Origin of the sequence: Streptomyces sp. Tu6071 (assembly GCF_000213055.1) — a bacterium.
GTDB classification, from domain to species: Bacteria; Actinomycetota; Actinomycetes; order Streptomycetales; family Streptomycetaceae; genus Streptomyces; species Streptomyces evansiae.
Genome location: NZ_CM001165.1, coordinates 6,773,004 through 6,795,829 on the forward strand (window position 1 = coordinate 6,773,004; position 22,826 = coordinate 6,795,829).

Here is a 22,826-nt window from a genome sequence, read left to right on the forward strand (position 1 = left end):
TTCCGGGCGTCAAAGGCACCGGTGACGTGCGGCGATTCTTCCGGCATACTGCGACCGCCCGGCCACATCCCGTCCGGTTCCACCGGCGGGGACGCGCCCCCGCGAGACCCGCGGCGGGCGCGCGGTACGGGCACTTACGAGGCAGCGCCGCCTCCACCCCTGGTGAGCGCTGCCCGCGCCCCACAGGGAGGGATGACACGCATGCCCGCAGACATCCGGCGGTCCGTCGAACGGGACCTGTCCACCGAGGAGTCCAGGGAACTGATCGCTCTCGTGCGCGACATCGCGCGCAAGGAGATCGCCCCGCACGCGGCGGCCGAGGAGGAGAGCGGCACCTTTCCGCGCGCCGCCTTGCGGCTCCTGTCCGATGCGGGCCTCCTCGGCCTGCCGTATGCCGCCGAGTACGGCGGCGGCGAGCAGCCCTACAGCGTGTACCTCCAGGCCCTCGAAGAACTCGCCTCGGCCCGCCTCACCGTCGGCATCGGCGTCAGCGTGCACGTCCTGTCCTGCCACGCCCTCGCCCTCCACGGCACGAAGGAGCAGCGTGCCGCCTGGCTCCCGGGCATGCTCGGCGGCGGCCTGCTCGGCTCGTACTGCCTCTCGGAGCCCACCGCGGGCTCCGACGCCGCCGCGCTCAGCATGAAGGCCGTCCGCGACGGCGGGGACTGGGTTCTGAGCGGAACGAAGGCGTGGATCACGCACGGCGGCGTCTCGGACTTCTGCACCGTCCTCGCGCGCAGCGGCGGCCCCGGCGCCAAGGGCGTCACCGCCTACCTCGTCCCGGCCGACGCGCCCGGACTGAGCGCGGCCCCGCCCGAGCGGAAGATGGGCCTCAAGGGCTCCCCGACCGCGCAGCTCCACTTCGACGGCGTACGGGTCGGCGACGAACGCCGCATCGGCGCGGAGGGCGAGGGCTTCTCGCTCGCGCTCGACGCCCTCGACGCGGGCCGCCTCGGCATCGCGGCCTGCGCGGTCGGCCTCGCCCAGGCGGCGCTCGACGCCGCGCTCGACTGGGCCGCCGAGCGGCGCCAGTTCGGCCGCGCGATCGGCGACTTCCAGGGCCTGCGCTTCCTCCTCGCCGACATGGCCACCGCCGTCGAGGCCGGGCGCGCCCTCTACCTCGCCGCGGCGCGCCGCAAGGACGCCGGACTGCCCTACGCACGCCAGGCGGCGATGGCGAAGCTGCTCTGCACCGACAACGCCATGAAGGTCACCACGGACGCCGTGCAGGTCTTCGGCGGCTACGGCTACACGAGCGACTTCCCCGTCGAGCGTTACCTGCGCGAGGCGAAGGTGCTCCAGATCGTCGAGGGCACCAACCAGGTGCAGCGCATGGTCATCGGCCGCCACCTGCTCGGTCCCGAGGGCCGCTGAACCAGGGCACGGGCGGGGCCGCGAGGCGCTCCCACTCCGCGTCCCCGCCCAGCGGGAGCGCCGCCCCCCGCTCGGCCCAGCGGGCGAGCAGGGCGCGGTAGATGGGCGGGTCCTGGCCGTCCGCGGGACCGGGGCCGGGGCCCGGGGGCCGGAAGCCGGCGCGTCGCTGCGGACCCGGCGGGTACGTGCCGTGCCGAACCGATTCTTCACGGCGCGAGGGGGCCGCGTCGGCGCGTACCCAGGCACCCGCGCGCGGGGGCGGCGGGACATCCGCGCGCGCGGGCCGCGGCTCGGCGGTACGGGGTCTCGCGCTCTCGCGCGGCGGGGCGAGCAGCGCGTAGCCGTGGGTCGGCGCCTCCGGCTGACGGCGCCGCCCGCTGGGCTGGTCCAGGGGCGGGTGAGGGGACGTCATGCCCGGCCCAACGCGGGGCGCGCGGCCGGGTCACCGGAGTGGCGGTTCGCGCATGTGTTCTGGCCGTGCCCGGGGAACCCGGCGGGTGCCCCGGGCGGGACGACTCGCCCCGGCGGTGCGGCACCGGGGTCGGGAGCGCGGCACGGGTGCCGCGGGGCGGGTGCGGCCTCAGGCGGCCCGGTGGTAGGCGCTCAGCGGGCGGCGGGGGGCCTTGATGGGGCGCGAGCCGGGGCCGCCGACGTGCGAGAAGGGCTGTGTGCGCCAGTCCAGGCCCTGCGGGAGCGTCAGGAGCACACCGATCTCCTGCTCCTCGGCGCCGCCCTCGTCGGCCGGGCGGGCACTCGCGGCGGCGCGTCCCGTACCGGCGCAGACGGTGAGCCCGAAGGGGTTCCACGGCGAGGCGCACAGCGCGTGCTCCGGCAGGACGTCCTCGTCCGCGAGCAGCGCGATGGGCTGGGCGCAGTCCGGGCACACGACCCGGTAGATCTCGAAGGTGTCGTACGCGTCGAACTCGTCCTCCTCGGCGGACTCGACGGGTTCGACGCCCTCCGGGGCCGGCGGCTCGGCGAGCTGGCGGCGGGCGGCACGGGCGCGGCTGGACCGCTTGGGATTCTGCATTCGGGTTTCTCCCCCTCGGGTGGGCCGACAAGGCGCTGCGGCCTCGACCACAGCAAGCACTTCCCCCGGGCCACCCCCGGTAATCGCGACACCTGTGCGGACACGGCTCCCCGGGTGTGGTCTTCGTCACACGAGGGTGTGAAAGTGGGGGTGAGGAGGCGTTCGGGGGGCGTACGGGGGCATGCGCGCCCGCGCTGTCCACGGTGCGAGACGAGGCACCCGTGCCTGTCCAGAGCCTGCCCCGGGCGGTAGGTTCAGCGGCATGGAGGACCTCGACCGGCAGATCGTGCGGTTGCTCGTCGCTGACGGGCGGATGAGCTACACCGACCTGGGCAAGGCCACGGGCCTGTCCACCTCGGCGGTGCACCAGCGGGTGCGGCGGCTCGAACAGCGCGGCGTGATCCGCGGGTACGCGGCCGTCGTGGACCCGGAGGCGGTCGGCCTCGCCATGACGGCGTTCATCTCCGTCAAGCCCTTCGACCCCTCGGCCCCCGACGACATCGCCGAACGCCTCGCCCCCGTCGAGGAGATCGAGGCGTGCCACAGCGTCGCGGGCGACGAGAACTACATCCTCAAGGTCCGCGTCCAGAGTCCCTACGACCTGGAGAACCTCCTCGCCAGGGTCCGCTCCCTGGCCGGCGTCTCCACCCGCACGACGGTCGTCCTCTCCACCCCGTACGAGTCCAGGCCCCCGCACATCTGACACGTGTTCCGCCGCGGGCACGCGTTCCGCGGGGGCGGTACGGGTGGGCGTGGCGCAACCCCCGGCGGGCGGCGTCCCCGGAGGGCCGCCCCGCCGCACCCGCTCCCCATGCGCACGCGCCACACTGTCCCCATGAACCGCACGACACCCCCGCCACCCCCCACCGTCCTGCTCCGCGGTGGCGAGGTGCACAGCCCCGCCGACCCCTTCGCGACCGCCATGGTCGTCGAGCGCGGCCACGTCGCCTGGGTCGGCTCCGAAGGCGCGGCGGACGCCTTCGCGGACGGCGTCGACGAGGTCGTCCACCTCGAAGGCGCCCTCGTCACCCCGGCGTTCGTGGACGCGCACGTGCACGCGACCGGCACCGGACTCGCCCTCACCGGGCTCGACCTGAGCGAGGCCACGAGCCTGGAGGAGGCGCTCGACCGCGTCGCGGCGCACGCCCGTACCCGCGCCGGGGACCGCGTCCTGCTCGGCCACGGCTGGGACGCGTCGCGCTGGCCCGGCGGCCGTCCCCCGACGCGCGCCGAACTCGACCGCGCCACGGGGGGCCGCCCGCTCTACCTCTCGCGCATCGACGTGCACTCCGCGCAGGTCACCACCGCGCTCCTCGACCTCGTCCCGCACGCCGCGACCCTGCGCGGCCACCACCCCGAGGCCCCCCTCACCGCCGACGCGCACCACGCCGTCCGCGCCGCCGCGTACGGCGCGGTGACGCCCGCGCTGCGCGAGGAGGCGCAGCGCACCGCGCTCGCGCACGCGGCCTCGCGCGGCATCGGGCAGGTCCACGAGTGCGGCGGTCCGGAGATCTCCGACGAGGAGGACTTCACCGGGCTGCTGCGCCTCGCGGAGGAGGGCAACGGGCCGCGCGTCGTCGGCTACTGGGCCGAGGCGGTCGCGGGGGAGCGGGACGCGGAGCGGGTCCGCGCCCTCGGCGCGCGCGGCGCGGCGGGCGACCTCTTCGCCGACGGCGCGCTCGGCTCGCACACCGCGTGCCTGCACACGCCGTACGAGGACGGGGCGAGCGGTCACCGCGGCACCCCCTACCTCGACGCCGAGGCCGTCGCCGAGCATGTCACGGCGTGCACCGAGGCCGGGCTCCAGGCCGGTTTCCACGCGATCGGGGACGCGGCGCTCGGCGCGGTCGTCGCGGGCTTCCGCGCGGCGGCCGAGAAGACGGGCCTGGAGCGGGTGCGCGCGCTGCGCCACCGCGTGGAGCACGCCGAGATGCTCGACGCCGACGCGATCGCGGCCTTCGCCGAACTCGGCCTCACCGCCTCGGTGCAGCCGGCCTTCGACGCGCTGTGGGGCGGCGAGGACGGCATGTACGCGGCGCGGCTCGGCGTCGAGCGGGCCCGGACTCTCAACCCCTTCGCGGCCCTCCTGCGGGCCGGTGTCCCGCTCGCGCTCGGCTCGGACGCCCCGGTGACCCCGCTCGACCCCTGGGGCGCGGTGCGGGCCGCGGCCTTCCACCACACGCCCGAGCACCGCGTCTCGGTACGGGCCGCCTTCACCGCCCACACGCGCGGCGGCTGGCGCGCCGCCGGCCGCGACGACGCGGGCACGCTGGTCCCCGGCGCCCCCGCGGACTACGCCGTCTGGCGCACGGGCGCCCTCGTCGTGCAGGCCCCCGACGACCGCGTCGCCCGCTGGTCCACGGACCCCCGCTCCGGCACCCCCGGCCTGCCGGACCTCACCCCGGGCGGCCCCCTTCCCGAGTGTCTCGTGACGGTCGTGGGCGGCCGGGAGGTCTTCCGGGCCGGGGCCTGAGGGCACGGCGGGGCCGTCCGGGTGGACCCGGGGCGGCGCGTACGGCCGCTGGGGTGATGTGCCCCGGTGCCCGTACGGGCCCCGGTCTGCGGGGCCCACCGGCTCCCGGCGGCCCCGGGGCTCGCCGCTGACCTGCGGGATCGCGCGACACTCCGCCCGGGCCCCGGGGCCACGGGTGTTGACAGGGTGCGGCGGTCGGCGGGTAGGTTCGGCCGGGTCCACCACCGGACAACCGATCGGCGACGTCCCGCGCATCCGCTGGGCGCGACTGGGCCACGGGGGGAACGCGCCGGAGTTCCTCCCCACGCGAGCCAGGTCCAGCGTCCGCGTCCACCGGACACGGGAACGATTCGTACGAGGAAGGGGTCCCTCCCCGCCAGTGGCGTGGGGGACGGTGTGACCCGGGTGGGGCCCGGCCGCTCAGTAGACAACGGTTCACGGTCGATCCGCAGCCAGCGGGTCCCTGGCCGGCCCGAAGGGCGCCGGGCCCTCATCCGCAGCGCTCCCGCACGCCCGCGTCAGCCTCGCCCCGCGCATCCCCCGGACGTGTGGTCGTCGTATCCCGCCCCCGCCTCCCCGTGTCGCCGCCGTGGCCACGCGCGCCCGTGTGGGCAACTAAGGTGGTCACTCGCACGGATCGGCACGTAAGGGGCAGCAGTGAACGCAGGCGAGGGTCTGCCGGGCAGCCGGAACGGACAGCGCCCGCCACTGGGCGAGGCACTGGTGATCATCCCGACGTACAACGAGGCGGAGAACGTCCGGGCGATCGTCGGCCGGACGCGCGAGGCGGTGCCCGCGGCGCACGTCCTCGTCGCGGACGACAACAGCCCGGACGGCACGGGCGCGCTCGCCGACGGACTCGCCGCCGAGGACGACCACGTCCAGGTGCTGCACCGCAAGGGCAAGGAAGGGCTCGGCGCCGCCTACCTCGCCGGTTTCGCCTGGGGCCTCGACCACGGCTTCGACGTCCTCGTCGAGATGGACGCGGACGGCTCGCACCAGCCCGAGGAGCTTCCCCGGCTCCTGACCGCCCTGCGCGACGCCGACCTCGTCCTCGGCTCCCGCTGGATCGCGGGCGGTCGCGTCGTCAACTGGCCCAAGTCCCGCGAACTCCTCTCGCGCGGCGGCTCCACGTACTCCCGCCTCCTGCTCGATGTCCCGCTGCGCGACGTCACCGGCGGTTTCCGCGCCTTCCGCGCCGCGACCCTGCGCGGCCTCGGCCTCGCGCACGTCGAGTCGCAGGGCTACTGCTTCCAGGTCGACCTGGCCCGCCGCGCCGTCCGCTCCGGCTACCGCGTCGTCGAGGTGCCCATCACCTTCGTCGAACGCGAACTGGGCAGCAGCAAGATGAGCCGCAACATCGTCGCCGAGGCCCTGTGGCGCGTGACGGCCTGGGGTGTCACCTCCCGGGTCGACAAGGCGCTCGGAAGGGTGAAGCCGTCCGCTCCCGAGACAGAGAGATCGAGCCCCTCCGGCGTGTGAGGAGCGGGGTCCGGGGCGGAGCCCCCGCGAGGCCGGCCCGGCGCGGGATCGGACCCGGGGCGAGGCCCAGCCACGCCCCCGCCCCCCTTCAAGGGCACACTGGACGTATGACGCCCAGCACACCCCCGCCCCCGCCACCCGCAGCGGCCTCCGCAGATGGCTGCCCCTCGGGGTCGCCGCCTGGATCGTGATCGAGATCTGGCTGCTGATCCTCGTCGGCGAGGCGGCCGGCGGCCTCGTGGTCGTCGTGCTGCTCGCCGCCGGGATCATCGGCGGCGGCGCGGTCGTCAAGCGCGCGGGCCGCCGGGCCTTCGGCGCGCTCACCCGGACCCTCCAGCAGCCGGCCGCGGAAGCGGTCCCCGAAGGCCGTGCCGAGGGCAACGGCTTCCTCATGCTCGCCGGGCTGCTCCTCATGATCCCCGGGCTGCTCTCCGACGTTGCCGGGCTCGTCCTCCTCGTCCCCGGGATACGGGGCGCGCTCTCGCGCCGCGTCGAGCGCGCGATGCAGCGCAAGCTCGACGAGGCGACGGGCGGCGCCTTCGGCACCGCGTACACCCGGGCCCGTACCCAGCGCCCCGACGGCAAGGTCGTGCGGGGCGAGGTCGTCCACGAGGACACCCCGACGAAGCCGCGCGACGAGGACGGGGGCTCGCGCCCGCCCCTCGCCCCCTGAACTCCCCGCGCGGGGTACGGCGAAGGGCCGTGGGCCGGACACCTCGGAGGTGTCCGGCCCACGGCCCTTGTGTACGGCGAACCCGCCGCCCAGGACTCAGGCGGACTTACGGCTGTCGCGCGGGTGCACCGCGATGTTCATCGCACCGGAACGCAGGACGGCCAGGCGCTCGGCCAGGACCTCCTCCAGCTCCTCCCGCGTACGCCGCTCCATGAGCATGTCCCAGTGCGTGCGCGCGGGCTTGGTCTTCTTCTCCTCCGGCCCGTCCCCGTCGACAAGGAGTGCCTGTGCACCGCACACCTTGCACTCCCACTCCGCGGGGATCTCCGCCTCGACCGAGAACGGCATCTCGAAGCGGTGTCCGTTCTGGCATGCGTATTCGACGGCCTGGCGCGGGGCCAGGTCGATGCCGCGGTCCGTCTCGTAGCTGGTCACCACAAGGCGTGTGCCGCGAAGCGCTCGCTCACTCATGAATCGTGCCTCCCGGGCTTGCTCGCCCACAGGACAGTCGTCGCTGTCGTCGTCATCCGGTCAACGTCCGGTCGGCGGTGAAGATTCCCGTGCAGGGTCAAAGCGTCGCCGTCGTAGCCGCCCCATTTCTACCCACCAGTGCCCGCTTTGTCACATCTGGCGACGTACGCACCGAAAATCTGGGGCTGTCTTCGCTGTTCAGAGGCGCAGGAACGGTACATCCGGATGGTCAAACGCGTACACTACCGCCCTTCGTGCCCCCGTGCGAAATCCGCGCAGATCGTCCTCAGGCGAGGGAACGGCCCGCCACGCCCTCGGGAACGGTGTTCCCCGCCTCGCGCATCCCACGCGCGAGCGGCACCCGCAGCAGCACGCCGAAACCGAGCACGAAGAAGATCACCAGCGAGATGATCGCGTCCCGGTAGCTCCCCGTGACCTGGTAGGTGACCCCGAAGAGCAGCGGGCCGAGCCAGCTCATGCCGCGGTCGCTCATCTCGTACGCGGAGAAGTACTCGGCCTCCTTGCCCGCGGGCACCAGATGGGAGAAGAGCGAGCGCGAGAGCGCCTGGCTGCCGCCCATGATCAGCCCGATGCCCGCGGCGAGGACGAAGAACCACACGGGGGCCCCGGCGGGCAGGAAGTAGCCGCAGGCGACGATGACCGTCCAGGCACCGAGCGAGGCGAGCACCGTCCGCTTCGTCCCGTACCGCAACGCGAGCCGCCCCATCCCGAGCGCCCCGGCCACGGCGAGCACCTGCACGAGCAGGATCGCGACGATCAGCGTCGACTGGCTCAGCCCCAGCTCCTCGGAGCCGAAGACGGACGCCTGCGAGATGACCGTCTGGATGCCGTCGTTGTAGAGGAGGTACGCGAGCAGGAACCACAGCGTGACCGGGCGGCGGCGCATGTCCTTGAGCGTCGCGCCGAGCTGCCGCCAGCTCCCCCCGACGCCGCCCGCGCCCGCCGCCGCGGCCGGGCGCTCGCGCAGCCGCCGCAGCGGGACGAGCGTGAACACGCCCCACCACAGGCCCGCCGACGACAGGCAGATCCGCACCGCCGTCGACTCGCTCACGCCGAAGGAGTCGTGCCCGAGATAGAGGACGAGGTTGAGGACGAGGACGAGCGCCCCCGCCGCGTACCCGAAGGCCCAGCCGCGCGAGGAGACCGCGTCGCGCTCGTCCGGCGCGGCTATCTGCGGCAGGAAGGCGTTGTAGACGACGGTCGAGACCGCGATCGAGGCGTTCGCGACGACGAGCAGCACCCCGCCGAGGAGATAGCGGTCCCCGCCGAGGAAGAACATCCCGGCCGTCGCCGCGGCGCCGAGGTAGGCGGCGGCCCCGAGCAGCGGCTTCTTGCGGCCCGTACGGTCGGCGAGCGCGCCCGCGAGCGGCATCACCAGGACCGAGACGATCACCGAGAGCGAGACGCTGTACGCGAAGAAGGAGCCCGCGCGCACCGGCAGGCCCAGCGGGTGCACGTAACCGTCCGCGTCGGCCGCGCTCTTCGCCACCTCGGTGAGGTACGGGCCGAGGAAGACCGTGAGCACGCTCGTCGAGTACACCGAGCAGGCCCAGTCGTAGAAGTACCAGCCGCGCTGCTCCCGTTTGCGCGCCCCCGCCTCGTCCGCCGCCCCCGTGGCGATCATCGCCCCCGCGGTCTCCGCGCCCATCCCGCTCCCTCGCCTCGTCCCGCGCGCGCCCTCAGGACTCCGGCCACTGCCCCCGGGCCCGCAGCACCGTGCGCAGCGCCTCGATGTGGTCGGTCATGATGCCATCAACACCGAGGTCCAGGAGCCTTTCCATCTCCGCCTCCTCGTTCACCGTCCACACGTGCACCTGGAGTCCCCGCGCGTGCGCGCTCCGGACGAAGGAGCGGTCGACGACGGTCAGCCGCCCGTGCCGCACGGGCACCTGCGCGGCGAGCGCGCCGCGCGGCGGGACGCAGGGCAGGCCCCAGGCACGCAGGCGCACCGCGAGCGCGCCCCCGGTGCCGAGCGAGGTGGCGAGCCGGGGCCCCGCGAGCCGCCGCGCCCGCGCGACCCGCCGCTCGCTGAACGAGCCGAGGCAGACCCGGTCCCAGGCGTCCCGGTGCCGGATCAGCTCGATGAGCGGCCGGAGCGCGGACTCCGTCTTGACGTCCACGTTCCAGCGCGCGGCGGGGAAGGCGTCCAGGAGGTCGGCGAAGCGCGGCACCCGCTCCGTGCCGCCCACGCGCGCCTCGCGCACCGCCGCCCACGGCAGTTCCGCGAGCGCGCCGCGGCTGTCCGTCACACGGTCGAGCGTCGCGTCGTGGAAGGCGAGCAGTTCCCCGTCGGCCGTCGTGTGGACGTCCGTCTCCAGGTACGTGTACCCGAGGCCGACCGCGCGCCGGAACGCCGTCTCCGTGTTCTCCAGGCCGTCCGCCGCGCCGCCGCGATGGGCGAAGGCCAGGGGGAGCGGGTGGTCGAGGAACGGGTGCGGGGGAGCGGCCGGGGTGTTCACGCGCGCAGTATGGCACCGCGCGTGATCATGCCCGCGCGGGGTCCGGGGGCGGGACGGGGCGGGTGGCGGGGAGCGCGAAGACGCCGAGGAAGAACTGCGCGAGGGGGCCGATCGTCAGCGCGTACAGGACGGTGCCGATCCCCAGCGTCCCGCCGAGCGCGATGCCGACGAGGCCCACCGCGGCCTCCACGAAAGTCCGGCACAGTCGCAGCGAGCGGCCCGTGCGCCGGTGCAGCCCGGTCATCAGGCCGTCGCGAGGGCCGGGGCCGAAGCGCGCCGAGAGGTAGAGGCCGGTGGCCGCTCCGTTGAGCACGATCCCCGCGAGGAGCAGGCCGGTGCGCGCGGGCCAGGAGTGCGCGGAGGGCAGGACGGCGAGCGTCCAGTCCATCGAGAGGCCGACGAGGAAGACGTTCGACACGGTGCCGAGCCCGGGACGCTGGCGCAGCGGCCACCACAGGAGCAGCACGAGCGCCCCCGCGATGATCGCCACCGTCCCGATGCTCAGCCCCGTGCGGCGGGATATCCCCTGGTGGAAGAGGTTCCACGGCTCGACACCGAGGCCCGCGAGCACCAGGAGCCCGTCGCTGAAGCCGTAGAGGAGCAGCCCCGCGTAGAGATGGACGAGGCGGCGCGGCAGCGAGGCGGCGGCCCGCGGCGGGGAAGCGGTGGTCATGAGGCCCCCGGGATATCGGAGTGGACTGGTCCGTGCCACCCTGGAAGCCGTGGCAGGGTCCTCAACAGGGCCAATCGGAGAGAAGTGGACTGATTTCGATGGCGGAGCGGGGTATCGCGGTCATGCGACCGGCCCAGTTGGCCCGGCTGCTCGCCTCGCAGCGGGACACGGCGGGCGCGGACGGCGGCGGGACGAGCGAGGCGGCCACGACCGCCGGGAGGAACGGGATCGCCGGGGCGAACCGGGTCGCGCGGGGGAGCGGCCGTGAGCGTGCCCGGCACACCCCCGCCTACCAGGCGCTCGCCGACGGCATCCGGGTCCTCGTCCTGGAGGGCAGGGTCCCGGTCGGCGCCCGGCTGCCCGCCGAGCGGGAACTCGCGAGCGCCCTCGCCGTCAGCCGCACCACCGTCGCCACGGCCTTCGAGGCGCTGCGCGAGGCGGGCTTCCTGGAGTCCCGCCGCGGCGCGGGGAGCTGGATCGCCTTCCCCGCCGGGGCCCCGCTGCCCGCGCGTGGTCTCGGCCCGCTGCCCCCCGAGCGCGCCGGGCAGCTCATCGACCTCGGGTACGCGTCGCTGCCCGCCCCCGAGCCCTGGCTCACCCGGGCCGTGCGCGGCGCCACGGAGGCGCTGCCGCCGTACGCCCTGACCCACGGCGACTACCCGGCGGGGCTGCCCGCGCTGCGCCAGACCATCGCCGAGCGCTACACCGCGCGCGGCGTCCCGACGATGCCCGAGCAGATCATGGTCACGACCGGCGCGATGGGCGCGACCGACGCGATCATCAGCCTCTTCGCGCCGCGCGGCGAACGCGTCGCCGTCGAGTCCCCGAGCTACGCCAACATCCTCCAGCTCCTGCGCGACGCGGGCGCCCGCCTCGTGCCCGTCGCGATGGCCGAGGGGACCGGCGGCTGGGACGTGGCGCGCTGGCGGCAGGTGCTCCGCGAGGCGGTGCCCCGGCTCGCGTACGTCGTCGCCGACTTCCACAACCCGACGGGCGCGCTCGCCGACGAGGAGAGCCGCCGCGCGCTCACGACGGCGGCGCGCGCGGCGGGCACGGTGCTGCTCGTCGACGAGACGATGGCCGAGCTGCGGCTCGACGCGGACCTCGACGCGCCGGGCGCGATGCCCCGGCCCGTGTGCGCCTTCGACCCGGCGGGCTCGACGGTCATCACGGTCGGCTCGGCGAGCAAGGCGTTCTGGGCGGGGCTGCGGATCGGCTGGGTACGGGCGGCGCCCGAGACGGTCCGACGGCTCGTCGCGGCCCGCGCGTACGCCGACCTCGGCACCCCCGTGCTCGAACAGCTCGCGCTCAACTGGCTCCTCACGACGGGCGGCTGGGAGGAGGCGGTCGCGCTGCGCCGCGCGCAGGCGGCGGCGAACCGCGCCGCGCTCGTGACGGCGATCCGCGAGCGGCTGCCCGACTGGGAGTTCACGGTGCCGCGCGGCGGCCTGACCCTGTGGGTGCGCGCGGGCGGCCTCTCGGGCTCGCGCATCGCCGCGGCGGGCGAGGAGGCGGGCGTACGGGTCCCCTCGGGCCCCCGCTTCGGCGTCGACGGCGCCTTCGAGGGCTACCTCCGCCTCCCCTTCACCGTCGGCGGCGCCCTGGCCGGGGAGGCCGCCGACCGCCTGGCCCGCGCGACCGCCCTCGTACGGGCGGGGGCGGGGGCGCACACGGCGGTGCAGCGGGGGCTGATCGCCTGAGGGGGCGCGGCCCGCCCCGGACCGCCGCCCCCGCGCGCTCAGGCGTCCGCCACCGACACCCGCACCGGCTGCGTCGTCGGCTCCTCGTCGGGCTCCGCACCCGCCGTCTCGACCGGGACCTCCTCGCCCGCCGGGCCCGCCTGCTTCGCGAGGCCGGAGCCGCCGCGGCGCGGGAGGAGCGCGAGGACCGCCTCGCGGTGGGTGTCGGCCGCCGAGTCGTCGTACGGGTCGGGGGTCGCCGGGACCTGGAGGCGCAGGACGGGGCCCGTGCCGAGCCGGGCGTACCCGCGTCCCGGGGGCAGTTCGCCCGCCGGGGCGGACTGCGGGGCCGCGCCGAGGATCTCCGCGGCCTGCCGCGCGCCGGCCGGGGCGAGCGCGACGCGCGCCTTCGCGTACTGGGCGACCACCGGGTCGAGCCCGTCGAGGCAGTCGTACTGCTCGGCCACGACGACCGTGACCTGCGCCGCCCTGCCGTGCCGCAGCGGGACCCGCAGGTGGCTCTGCGGGTCGGCGAGCCCTTCCGCGCGGGCCAGGTGCCCGAGCACGGCGGGCCGGTCCACGAGCACCCACAGCGGCCGGCGCACGTCCTCGGGCGGGGCCTCGCCCGCCTGCCGCGCCCGGTTCGCGGCGACGAGCCTGCGCTCCGTCTCGCGCGCGGCCCACTCCAGGGAGCCCAGCGCTCCCGTGAGTCCGCACTCGACCCCGAGCACCCCGTCGCGCCCCACGAAGCACGTGTAGTCGCCCGTCCCGCCGCCGTCCACGACGAGCACGTCACCGCCGCGCAGCGCCTGGAGCGCGATCGCGCGCAGCAGCGTGCTCGTCCCGCTCCCGGGACGCCCGGCGACCAGGAGGTGCGGCTCGGGCGAGCGCGCACCGGTGCGCCACACCACGGGCGGCACGTCGAGCGCCGCGCCCCCCGCGTCCACGAGCGGCACCGTGCGCCGCACCGCGAGCGCGTCCGTGAGCCCGAGGACCACCTCGCCCGGACTCGTCACGAAGGGCTGCGCGGGGATGTCGGTGGGCAGCGGCGGGAGCGCGGTGAGAGTGAGCCGGTTCGCCTCCTCGTCCCACGCGAAGTGGTACTCGCGGCCCCGCCCGCACTTCGCGTGGAGCAGCCGCTCGACCCGCGCGCGCGACTCCGGGTCCCCGTCCGCGAAGTACGCCGGGTAGGCGACCGTGAGCGCCGCGAGCCGCCCTCGCTCGTCGAAGCCGAAGTCGCTGAGCGCCCGCTGCCACTCGCCGCCGTGCGCGTAGAGCGGCTCGGGGGCCTCGGGCACGGAGAAGTACGGGACGAGCGCCTCGTACAGCGAGGCGAGGCGCGCCGCCTGCTCCTCGCTCGGTCCGCTCTCCTCGGGCGCTCGCGCCCGGTCGCGGCCCAGCCACGCGGCGGCGGCGAGCACGGCGACGAGCGCGGAGACCGGCCCGTACGGCGCGAGCGCCACGGCGAGGACGGCCGCGGCGGCGAGGAAGAGCAGCGCCCCGCGCCGCTCCCTGGGCGTCGCGGTCCAGCGGCGGCGCCCCGCGGCGAGGAGCCGGACCAGGCCCCGGGACAGGACGATCAGGGGGCGCAGGACGTCGGAGGCGCCGTCCGCCGCCGAACGTGCCAGGTCCCGGCCGCGCGTGAGGGACGCGCCGCCGTCGCGGAGGATGCGGGGGAGTGGTCGCTGCACCACGTCGGGTCTCCTGGAGAGTCGTACGGAGGACTGCCGGCCGGGCCGTGCGCGGCGCCGCGCACGGGGAACACGCCGGGACCTGGGCCCCGGCGTGCGGGAGCGGGCGCGGCGCCTCAGAACTTCAGGCCGCCGAGGAGCGAGGCGAGGCTCGCGCCCCCGGCCTTGATGCTCGGGGCGATCGCCGTACCGGCGAGGTAGAAGCCGAAGAGGGCGCACACGACCATGTGCATCGGCTTCAGGCCGTCCTTCCGGCAGAAGAGGAAGACGATGATGCCGAGCAGGATGACGCCGGAGATGGACAGGATCATGAGGTTCTCCTGGTTGAGGGGACAGTCACCATGAGTTCTTCCAGGCTCACAGCATGTATCTATACGACAAAAGGTGCAAATGAGTGATCAAGCGCTCATTTCGTCTTTATGTCGTGCGGGGTTCCCCCTGCCCCGGCCGCCGCGGAACCTCTCCCCGCCCCCTGATTGCGCGCCTCGCCGGTCCGCGTCGATCTTTGCCCGGCGCCCCTCGGCTCGTGTACGCCTGAGGGCAGTACGCTGGCGATTCACCCGGACGGCGGCAGGGTCCGCCGGGCCGGGTGAGCTGCCCTGTCCCCTCCCCCTCCCGCAAGGCGGCCACCCCGTGAACCCCACTCCCGGAACGACCCAGGACGAGCACCCGGAGCCCCACCCCGCGGGCACCCCCGAGGCGCCGGACCCGGAGGTCGTGGAACTCGCCACGCGCCTCTTCGGCCTCGCCCGCTCCGGCGAAACGGAAGCGCTCGCCGCCTACGTCGACGCGGGCGTCCCGGTGAACCTCGCCAACGACAAGGGCGACACGCTCCTCATGCTCGCCGCCTACCACGGCCACCCCGCGACCGTCCGCGCGCTCCTGGAGCGCGGCGCCGAGCCCGACCGGCCCAACGACCGCCACCAGACCCCGCTCGCGGGCGCGGTCTTCAAGGGCGAGGACGAGGTGATGGAGGCGCTCCTCGCGGCCGGCGCCGACCCCCGCGCCGGCAGCCCCTCCGCCGTCGACACGGCCGCGATCTTCGGGAAGCACGACCTGCTCGCCCGCTTCGGAGCGGCCTAGCCTCGCGGGCACCCGCTCCACCCCCACGGGTGGGGCCCGCGCGACAGATGAGGCGCCCACCCGCCCCCGGGTCACCCCCGCCGCCCCCCGCGCGCGGCCCCGGTGTCAACGCCCGCCCCACCGCTCCCACCTGCGCGAACGCCCGGAATCCCGGGGTGTTTCCGCGCGTTTTGTCCCCCCGCCGTAAATGCGCTCGCCTGAGCATCGACGCCTGCGCCATCATGGCCACATGGTTCGGGTCCGGACGCCACGGGAAGAAGTGGCCCACCGCCCGGGCCGCGCAAAGGCCCGCCCCGGGCCACCGATCGAGAGGCAGAGGAAGATGGCTGAGCGCAAGCGGCACACGACGGGTCCACGGACGTGTCGGCGCCACAGGTGACCGTCCGCCCCCCGTTCGTACCCACAGCTTGATGTGAGGCCCCTGTCATGTTCGATCCGGTCATAGCGCCCAGCGGCACCCTGCTCGGCCTGCTCCAGCGCGGGCGCGGCGACGGCACCCTGCACGCCCTCACCGCCCCCCGCGAGGAAGCGCTCGCGGCCCTCGACACGTGCGTCCGCCAGGACCCGCGCGGCGACTGGCACCTGGAGAACCGCTCCCTCTACTACGCACGCCTCTACCGCGAACTCGATGGCCCCCTCGGCGGCATCGAGGACCACCTCTTCGGCGCCGACGACCTCCTCGACCCCGAGGAGTCCCGCACCGGACTCGCCCTCGCCGTCCTCGGCCACCTCGGCTCCTACGGACGCCCCGAGGCGCTCGCGCTGCTGCGCCGGTACGTGGCGAGCGGCGCCAACTGGGCCTGGGCGCTCGACGAACTCGCCGTCCGCGAGGACGACCGCGCCCTGCGCACCCTCGCCGCGCCCGTCCTCGCCCGCTTCTCCGAGACCCCCGAGGGCGAGGCCGAACTCACCGCCGCAGCGCGCGGCGCCTACGAGCCGCGCCCCTGGCACCTGTGGGCCTCCGACCCCGCCTCACCCCACGCCGAACGCGTCCGCGCCGCCCTCGAACGGGGCTCCTTCGACCGCTGGCAGCGACAACTGACCCCCACCGGGCCGCGGCCCGGCTGGAGCGTCCCCGAGATCCTGGACTGGGCCCGGCGCGGCCTGGAGGAGAACGGGAACGACCTGCACGCCCCCGCCGCCCGCTGCCTCGCCGCCGTCGCCGGACCCGAGGACCGCGAACTGCTCCTCGCCACGGCACGCGAGGGCGCCGACGCGCCACGCCTCGCCGCACTGCGCCACCTGCGCGACAGCGCCGACCCGCTCGCCCTCGACCTGCTCGCCGAAGCCACCGCGAGCACGTCCTCGCTCGTCGCCGACACGGCGGCGGCGCTCTTCGAGGGCACCCCCTCCGTCGCCGCCGTCGAACGCGCCCGCGACTTCGCCCGCGCCCCGGGCAGGCTCGGCGCCGCCGCGGGACGACTGCTCGCCCTGCGCGGCGCGACCCGCGACACGCACCTCGTCCTCACCGCCCTCCGCACCGCCGTACGCGACCAGGGCACCGCCGACCCCGCCCTCGCCCCGCTCCTCGACGGCACCGGCAGGCTCGGCATCGTCTGCGCCGCCCCCGTCGTCCGCCACGTCTACCGCGAGACCTCCTCCTCGCACCTGCGAGGCCGCGCCGCCCGCGCCCTCGCCGCCATCGACCCGCGCTTCGCGGCCGGCTTCGCCGTCGAATGCCTGTGGGACTGCGAGGAGTCCACGCGCGAACTCGGCGCCCGCCACGCCGAGACCGCCGACAGCCGCGTCGTCACCCAGCTCCGCCGCCTCGCCGCCGACCCGGCCGAGGAGGACGAGGTGCAGACAGCCGTACGCGGCCGGATCGGCCCGGACACGGCGGCGGCGTGAGGGACTTCGCGGAGCGCTCCCTCGCCGGGGCCCGGCCCGCCGGCACGGCGGAGGCGCCGCGCCCGCTCGGCGAGGCCGCCGCCGGGCGACGCCGGCCCGGGGCATCGCGCAGTGGCCCCCGCACCTCGCACCGGTGTGACCCGCCGGGCCCGACACGCCGCGCCCGCTCGCACGGCCGCTCGCGCGCGTACGACGAGGGGCGGGGCTTCCCGCCCGGCGGCGGTCACGGTGGGCGGGGCGCCCGGCCCGCCCGCGTCAGCTTGACGAGCCGCCGCGCACCGCCCCCCGCGCCCCCGCCCACCCCGTCAGCTCCCGCACCAGGCCCTGCGCGTCACGCGTCACGCTGATCTCCGGGCCGCCCCGCACCCGCTCGCGCCGCACCACCTCGTACCGCCCGTCCCCGAGCCGGCTCACGGCCGCCCACCACCGCGGATCGGGCTCCTCGGGAGCGAGCACGACGAAGCCGCTCCGCGCCCCTTCGAGCCCGCTGACCATCCGGAACAGCGCCTCCTCCGACGGATCGTCGACCCGCCCGCTCCCACTGACCGCCCGGTACTGACGCACACTCATGACTGCCCCCCACGACCTGCTCGATCCGGCTGCGCCGAGCATGCCACGGGGGTCTGACAACGGGTGCCGGAAGGCGACCCGGCCCACGGGTCAGGGGCCGCGCCACCGGACACGTCGCCCAAGGCAGGCCCGCCACCCGGCCCGCCCCCGACCGGGTGATCCGCCCCCGCCCCGCAGCGTCGTTGCCGCGCCCCGCCCCGCTCGCGCGCCAGGGTGGCGGCCGGTCGGAGCAGAAGGGGTGGTCGGCGGTGGCGGAGATGCCGGGAGACGGCGAGGGCGCGCGGCAGGTGCCGCCAGGGGTCCCGACCGCGCTGGTCAACGACGGCGAGGGGCTGGAGATCGAGGCGCGCGGGCTGCGGGCGCGCGGGCCGCTCGGGACCGTCTTCAAGGGCGTGGACCTCCTCGTCCGGCCCGCCGGGCTCACCGTCGTCGCCGGGCAGGGCGGTACGGGGCGCACGAGCCTGCTCCTCGCGCTCGGGGGCCGCTTCCGCACCAGCGGCGGCACCGTCACCGCCCGGCTCGGGGACACGCCCGTGGACCCGCTCCGGCACTCCGCCCTCGCCCGCGCCACACCCGGTGTCGCTCTCGTACCGCAGTGGACGGTCCACGAGCACCGGGCCGAACGGGCCGCGACCACGCGTACGTTCAGCACGGCGACCCTCGAAGCGGCCGGTGAACTCCTCGACTGCGCACCCCCCGCCCGCACCGTCGTGGGCCGCCTCCCCGCCCGCGACCGACTCCTCTTCGCCGTCGCCCTCGCCGTCGCCGCACGCCGCCCCGCCGTCCTCGTCGACGACGTCGACGCCGGGCTCGGCGGCACCGACCTCCGCGAGGTGTGGCTGCGCCTCGCCCGGCTCGCCGGGGCCGGGATCACCGTGCTCGCGACCGCCGCCGCACCCCCGCCCCCCGACTGGGCCGTCCCGCTCGCCGCGTACACCACCCTGTCCCCGAGGACCGCCGCCGCCGACGCCGCGAGGAGGCCGTGATGCGCGTCCTGCGCCTCGCCCAGCTCGAATTCCGCCGCTTCCGGGGCCCGCTCTCACGCCTCGTGCCGTGGGTGCTCGCGCTCGTCCCGCTGCTCTACGGCTCGCTCTACCTGTGGTCCAACTGGGACCCGTACGGACTCCTGCACCGCGTCCCCGTCGCGATCGTCAACGAGGACAAGCCCGTCGAGGTCCAGGGCCGCACCGTCGACGGCGGCGCGCGCCTTGTCCGGGCCGTGCGCGAGAGCGGGAACTTCGACTGGCACACGAGCGACGCCGCCACCGCCCGCGACAAGCTCAGGACCGGCGACTACTTCTTCACCGTCACCGTGCCGCGCGGCTTCAGCGCCGACCTCGCCAGCAGCCTGAGCCGGAAACCGCGCCGCGCCACCGTCCACCTCGAACTCAACGACGCCAACGGCTTCATCATCGGCAAAGCCGCCGACCAGGCACGCCTCGAACTCCAGAACCAGCTCTCCGCCGCCGCCCAGGAGGTCGAACTCCGGCAGGTCTTCGGGCAGGGCAAGGAACTCAAGGACGGACTCGACAAGTCCGCCGACTCCGCGAAGGAACTCGCCGGGCAGTCCGGAGACCCCTCCGCGACCGGGCCGGGGCTCCAGAAGCTCTCCCAGCAGCTCGCCCAGCTCTCCTCCGCCGTCCCCCAGGCCCCCGAGGGCCAGGCCGCGAAGGAACAAGCCCGGCTCCTCGCCTCGCCCGTCGACGTCACCTCGGCCAACCTCCACCCCGCACACCTCTACGGCCGCGGCATGACCCCGTTCTTCTTCTCGATCGCGCTGTGGGTCTTCGGCCTCGTCGGCTACCTCGTGCTGCGCCCCTACAACCCGCGCGCCGTCGACGAGGGCAGACCGGCGACGGCGACCCTCGCGGGCTGGCTGCCCACCGCCCTCCTCGGCGTCCTCGGGGGCCTCGTCCTGTACGCGGTCGTCCAACTCGGGCTGGACCTCGACGCCGAGAGCCCCTGGCTCCTGGTCGCCCTCGTGTGCCTCGCCGCGCTCTCCTTCGTCGCCCTCGCCCAGTTCTTCCGCACGCTCCTCGGCTCCACGGGCGACCTGATCCTCCTCGTCCTGCTGATGCTCCAGCTCACCTCCTGCGGCGGCCTCTACCCCGTCGAGACCACCCCGGCCTTCTTCCGCGCCCTGCACCCCGTCATGCCGATGACCTACCTCGTCGACGGCCTCCGCGTCACCATCTCCGGCGGCCAGGGCTCCACGCTGGGCCTCTCCTTCGGCGTCCTGGCGGCGTACGGGGCGGCGGCGCTGCTCGCGACGGGACTGGTGCTGGCGCGCAGGCGGCGCTGGAGCATGAGCCGCCTGAAACCGGAGATCCAGTTCTGAGGGCGGGGATGAGGGCGGCCAAAAATCTCGCGCACGCCCAAAAGCCCGCGCACGCCCAAAAGCCCGCGCACGCCCAAAAGCCCGCGCACGCCCAAAAGCCCGCGCACGCCCAAAAGCCCGCGCAGGCCGAAAATCCCGCGCACGCCGGAATCAAGCCCCTCTCGGGCTCCTCCCGGCCGAAGGCTGGGGGATATTGAGGAGCGGGGGCCGGGGTGGGGCGGAGCCCCGGGGCCCAACCGGGCGAAACGGCGCCTTCTGCGCAACGCCCCGCGATACACCGTTGTCGCCCCCACCCTCTACGCTGTTCCCCGTGACCTCGCCCGCCCTCCCGGAACCCGCTTACGCGCAGCTCAGCGCGGGCCCGCGCCCCGCTCCCGGCCCCGCCGCCGACGAAGGACTCGCCCGTCGCCTGCGCGCCCTCGCCTGCACCGCGCCCCTGCACGACCTCGACACCCGGAAGGCCAACCTCGCGGGCGAGTACACGCGCTACGCGATGGCCGAGGTCGCCCTCGCCGCGATCGATCTCGTCACCCTTCACATGGACTTCGACACCGGCGCGGACCACGAGCAGATAGTGGCCAGACTCCTGCCGAGGGTCGGCGCGCAGGCCCCGGGACGTCCCGTCGCCGAGCACGAACGGGTCGCCCGCTGGGTCCTGGAGAACCTCATCAACGTCGGTAGCGCCGACCGCGGATTCCGCGCCGTCTACGGCACCTTCGCGCCCGACGGCAGCTACGTGCGCCGGGACTACGACTTCAAGCTCATCGAGGAGGTCCCCGCCGCCGGAGGCACCGTCTTTCTGCGCGCGACCGACGAGGCGGTCAACGTCCTCGTCGGCGCCCTCGACACGGACGTGACGAGCGCGCAGATCGCCGCCGAGGTCAAGCTGGAGGTCCTCATCAGCCGGGGGCGCCTCGCCGACGCGCAACTCGCCGCCGAACAGGCCCGCTACCGCACCGTCCAGTACGCCGAATCGCTGCGCCGCGCCCTGGAGTCCACGCGCCGCGACGTCCGCGCCGTCGACTGGCTGCACACCGTTCCCGACCTCATCGACGAAGCACTCGGCCACGTCGCCGACCGCTACCGGCACGAGAACGCGATCCTCACCAACATCCGCAAGGCCCGCGACGAGTCCGAGGAGCCCGAGAACAAGCGCCGCGCCGCCGAACTCGTCGACATCGTCAAGGACTGCATCCGCCGCCACACCCAGCTCCAGTCCCGCCTCCTCGAAGCAGGCCCGCTCTTCCGCGCCGAGCAGGACCGGCAAGCCTTCGCCGACCACTCGGGACGCCCGGGGCTCGACCTGTACGGGCAGCTCCTCGCGCCCGTCATCGCTCTCCCGGTCGAGGACGCGCTGCGCGTCACGGACGCGTGGTTCGCCCGCGGTACGGGGCTGCGCACCCCCGGGGCCGTACGCGTCGGCGACCTCGTCGAGCTGCTGTTCACCCCGCCCGCCGAGCGCGAGCACCTCGGCGCCGAGCTGCCCGAGCCCGACCTCGTGGCGACCCCCGACGACAGCCGCTTCAGCGAGGAACAACTCGCCCTCGCCACCGGGCTGCTCCGCCTGGAACCCGAGGCCCCGCGCCGGCTCTCCGGGCTGCTCGCCGAGGCCCGCGGGAAGGCCCGCGAGAACGGCGGCGGCGACCACGAGGCACGGGAACTCGCCCGCCTCGTCACCCTCCTCGCCTTCCACGCCGCGAGCCCACCGGTCGGCACCGCGCACCGCCAGGGCGAGCCCGGCGTCCTGTTCGCCGTGGACGACGGCACGGAACTCGACGACCCCGACTTCGGCGGCGCCGACCTCATCGTCGGCACCGCGCTCCTGGAGGCCGCGGGCGCGGCGACGGAGGCGGCCTCATGAGCGAAGGCGTCCGTCCGGGCCGCGCCGCGACGGCGGCCCGGCCCCGTACCTCCCCCGCACACCGCGCCGCAGTCCCGTCCCCGAAGGAAGCACGACCGTGACCGAGTACGCCGCAGAACCCCCGTACGGCGAGGAGCAGGCCGCCGAGCCGCGCTCCGCGGCGGCAGCGCCTGTCACCCCGGCCGACGCCGCCGACGCCGCCCGGCTCGTCGCCTTCGGCCTCCAGCCCAAGCTCCAGCCCGCCCGCGACGGCGAGTACACCGCCCTGCTGCGGCGCTACCGCGAGGACCCCGCCTTCGCGCGCCTCGCCGACGCCGTCGCCACCGGGCTCGGCCTCGTCGTCCTCGAAGTCTCCGCACGCGCGGGGATGGCCACCGCCGCGGCCGAGGACTCCGTCTTCGCCGTCCGCATGGGCGAGTACGCGCGCCGCGCCTCCACGGACACCGCCGACCGCTTCCTGCACGGCCTCGCCCACCTCAGCGTCGCCGCGCTCGCCTTCCCGCGCCCCGAGGACCTCGCCGACGACGGCTACATCGGACGGATCAGCGTCAACGGCGTGGACGCCTTCGTCCGGCAGGCGTGCCGCCGCATCGAGGAGCGCGCCGAGAGCGCGGGCGAGAACACCGACCCCGCCACCGAGGCCCCGGGGCTCGAAGCCGCCTGGCGGGTCTGGGCGCGCCGCAGCGCCACGGGCGCCACCAAGGACGCCCGCCGCCTCGCCGGGTCCACGACCGGCATCGTCGCCAAGGCCGTCGGCTTCCTCACCGACTCCGGCTTCCTCCAGCGCACCGGGGACGACGGCGGCGGCACCTACCGCACGACTCCGCGCTACCAGCTCCAGGTGCGCGACCTCGCGGGCTCCGCCGCGATGGCCGAACTCCTCGAACTCGGCGTCGTCCCCGTCGGCGACGGCAGCCCGAGCCTCGTCCCGGCCGAGGACACGGACGACCTCGACCTCGTCGCGGAGGCCGGGCTCCCCTTCCACGGGTGACGGGCCGTCCCGGGGCACGCCACCGTGGCGGGCGGCCCGCCGCCACGTCACCCCGTCCGCTGACCGAGATGGTCCCGACCGCCCGATCCCGGTCGATACTTCCCTTGTC

21 protein-coding genes are annotated in these 22,826 nt (G+C 75.4%); 12 read left to right on the plus strand and 9 right to left on the minus strand.

Annotated elements, in window-relative coordinates; all coding sequences use genetic code 11:
• Window positions 1-201 precede the first annotated feature (201 nt).
• Window positions 202-1,374 carry an acyl-CoA dehydrogenase family protein gene (locus STTU_RS28785; RefSeq protein ID WP_007829433.1) on the plus strand — a complete coding sequence of 391 codons (1,173 nt, stop codon included), beginning with the start codon at window positions 202-204 and terminating at the stop codon, window positions 1,372-1,374.
• Here the strand turns inward: STTU_RS28785 and STTU_RS34770 are convergent.
• Together STTU_RS34770 and STTU_RS28790 are read right to left on the minus strand one after the other, a co-directional pair.
• Window positions 1,337-1,786, minus strand: coding sequence for a hypothetical protein (locus STTU_RS34770; RefSeq protein ID WP_158678812.1), 450 nt, complete (start codon window positions 1,784-1,786; stop codon window positions 1,337-1,339). The genes STTU_RS28785 and STTU_RS34770 overlap by 38 nt on opposite strands.
• 168 nt (window positions 1,787-1,954) lie before the next feature.
• A complete protein-coding gene (locus STTU_RS28790) occupies window positions 1,955-2,404 on the minus strand; it encodes a hypothetical protein (protein ID WP_007829437.1) in 450 nt (149 codons plus the stop codon).
• Between the two features lie 262 nt (window positions 2,405-2,666).
• On the opposite strand from STTU_RS28790, the gene STTU_RS28795 reads away from it, so the two are divergent.
• From STTU_RS28795 to fxsA, 4 genes are all read left to right on the plus strand, one after another.
• Window positions 2,667-3,107: an Lrp/AsnC family transcriptional regulator gene (locus tag STTU_RS28795; RefSeq protein ID WP_007829438.1), complete on the plus strand. Its 441-nt coding sequence runs from the start codon at window positions 2,667-2,669 to the stop codon at window positions 3,105-3,107.
• 132 nt (window positions 3,108-3,239) lie between these two features.
• On the plus strand, window positions 3,240-4,877 hold the full coding sequence (locus tag STTU_RS28800) for an amidohydrolase (RefSeq protein WP_007829439.1): 1,638 nt from the start codon (window positions 3,240-3,242) through the stop codon (window positions 4,875-4,877).
• 657 nt (window positions 4,878-5,534) lie between these two features.
• On the plus strand, window positions 5,535-6,359 hold the full coding sequence (locus STTU_RS28805) for a polyprenol monophosphomannose synthase (RefSeq protein ID WP_043256619.1): 825 nt from the start codon (window positions 5,535-5,537) through the stop codon (window positions 6,357-6,359).
• Window positions 6,360-6,519: 160 nt separating this feature from the next.
• Window positions 6,520-7,032 carry an FxsA family membrane protein gene (fxsA, locus tag STTU_RS28810; RefSeq protein WP_043256621.1) on the plus strand — a complete coding sequence of 171 codons (513 nt, stop codon included), beginning with the start codon at window positions 6,520-6,522 and terminating at the stop codon, window positions 7,030-7,032.
• A gap of 96 nt (window positions 7,033-7,128) precedes the next feature.
• On the opposite strand, the gene STTU_RS28815 is transcribed toward fxsA, so the two are convergent.
• From STTU_RS28815 to STTU_RS28830, 4 genes are all read right to left on the minus strand, one after another.
• Entirely contained in the window at window positions 7,129-7,503 is a 375-nt protein-coding gene (locus tag STTU_RS28815) for an RNA polymerase-binding protein RbpA (protein ID WP_008749015.1), read from the minus strand.
• 286 nt (window positions 7,504-7,789) lie between these two features.
• Window positions 7,790-9,172: an MFS transporter gene (locus STTU_RS28820; protein WP_007829443.1), complete on the minus strand. Its 1,383-nt coding sequence runs from the start codon at window positions 9,170-9,172 to the stop codon at window positions 7,790-7,792.
• Window positions 9,173-9,203: 31 nt separating this feature from the next.
• Window positions 9,204-9,983, minus strand: a complete 780-nt coding sequence (locus STTU_RS28825; RefSeq protein WP_007829444.1) for a glycerophosphodiester phosphodiesterase — start codon at window positions 9,981-9,983, stop codon at window positions 9,204-9,206.
• Window positions 9,984-10,008: 25 nt separating this feature from the next.
• Complete coding sequence (locus STTU_RS28830; protein WP_007829445.1) at window positions 10,009-10,656, minus strand: YczE/YyaS/YitT family protein; 648 nt, start codon at window positions 10,654-10,656, stop codon at window positions 10,009-10,011.
• Window positions 10,657-10,754: 98 nt separating this feature from the next.
• Here STTU_RS28830 and STTU_RS28835 point away from each other — a divergent pair, with 98 nt between their 5' ends.
• Complete coding sequence (locus tag STTU_RS28835; protein WP_043256623.1) at window positions 10,755-12,356, plus strand: PLP-dependent aminotransferase family protein; 1,602 nt, start codon at window positions 10,755-10,757, stop codon at window positions 12,354-12,356.
• A 38-nt stretch (window positions 12,357-12,394) separates the two neighbouring features.
• Here STTU_RS28835 and STTU_RS28840 read toward each other — a convergent pair whose 3' ends face one another.
• Together STTU_RS28840 and STTU_RS28845 are read right to left on the minus strand one after the other, a co-directional pair.
• The gene (locus STTU_RS28840; RefSeq protein ID WP_007829447.1) at window positions 12,395-14,029 is read right to left on the minus strand and encodes an ATP-binding protein; all 1,635 of its coding nucleotides are present in this window, start codon (window positions 14,027-14,029) and stop codon (window positions 12,395-12,397) included.
• A 113-nt stretch (window positions 14,030-14,142) separates the two neighbouring features.
• The gene (locus tag STTU_RS28845; RefSeq protein ID WP_009063303.1) at window positions 14,143-14,337 is read right to left on the minus strand and encodes a hypothetical protein; all 195 of its coding nucleotides are present in this window, start codon (window positions 14,335-14,337) and stop codon (window positions 14,143-14,145) included.
• A 406-nt stretch (window positions 14,338-14,743) separates the two neighbouring features.
• On the opposite strand from STTU_RS28845, the gene STTU_RS28850 reads away from it, so the two are divergent.
• The gene (locus tag STTU_RS28850) at window positions 14,744-15,109 is read left to right on the plus strand and encodes an ankyrin repeat domain-containing protein (protein WP_037934480.1); all 366 of its coding nucleotides are present in this window, start codon (window positions 14,744-14,746) and stop codon (window positions 15,107-15,109) included.
• A 426-nt stretch (window positions 15,110-15,535) separates the two neighbouring features.
• Window positions 15,536-16,957 (plus strand): hypothetical protein, encoded by a 1,422-nt coding sequence (locus STTU_RS28855; protein WP_007829450.1) that lies wholly within the window; start codon window positions 15,536-15,538, stop codon window positions 16,955-16,957.
• Window positions 16,958-17,212: 255 nt separating this feature from the next.
• Here the strand turns inward: STTU_RS28855 and STTU_RS28860 are convergent, their stop codons facing one another.
• Window positions 17,213-17,527, minus strand: a complete 315-nt coding sequence (locus STTU_RS28860) for a hypothetical protein (RefSeq protein WP_043256625.1) — start codon at window positions 17,525-17,527, stop codon at window positions 17,213-17,215.
• Window positions 17,528-17,784: 257 nt separating this feature from the next.
• Between STTU_RS28860 and STTU_RS28865 the strand changes: the two genes are divergently transcribed.
• From STTU_RS28865 to STTU_RS28880, 4 genes are all read left to right on the plus strand, one after another.
• Complete coding sequence (locus STTU_RS28865; RefSeq protein WP_234011102.1) at window positions 17,785-18,513, plus strand: ABC transporter ATP-binding protein; 729 nt, start codon at window positions 17,785-17,787, stop codon at window positions 18,511-18,513.
• Window positions 18,513-19,865, plus strand: a complete 1,353-nt coding sequence (locus tag STTU_RS28870; RefSeq protein ID WP_007829455.1) for a YhgE/Pip domain-containing protein — start codon at window positions 18,513-18,515, stop codon at window positions 19,863-19,865. Before STTU_RS28865 ends, STTU_RS28870 begins: the two co-directional genes overlap by 1 nt.
• A gap of 310 nt (window positions 19,866-20,175) precedes the next feature.
• Window positions 20,176-21,726, plus strand: coding sequence for a hypothetical protein (locus STTU_RS28875; protein WP_007829459.1), 1,551 nt, complete (start codon window positions 20,176-20,178; stop codon window positions 21,724-21,726).
• Window positions 21,727-21,823: 97 nt separating this feature from the next.
• Entirely contained in the window at window positions 21,824-22,717 is an 894-nt protein-coding gene (locus STTU_RS28880; protein WP_007829461.1) for a hypothetical protein, read from the plus strand.
• Window positions 22,718-22,826 lie beyond the last annotated feature (109 nt).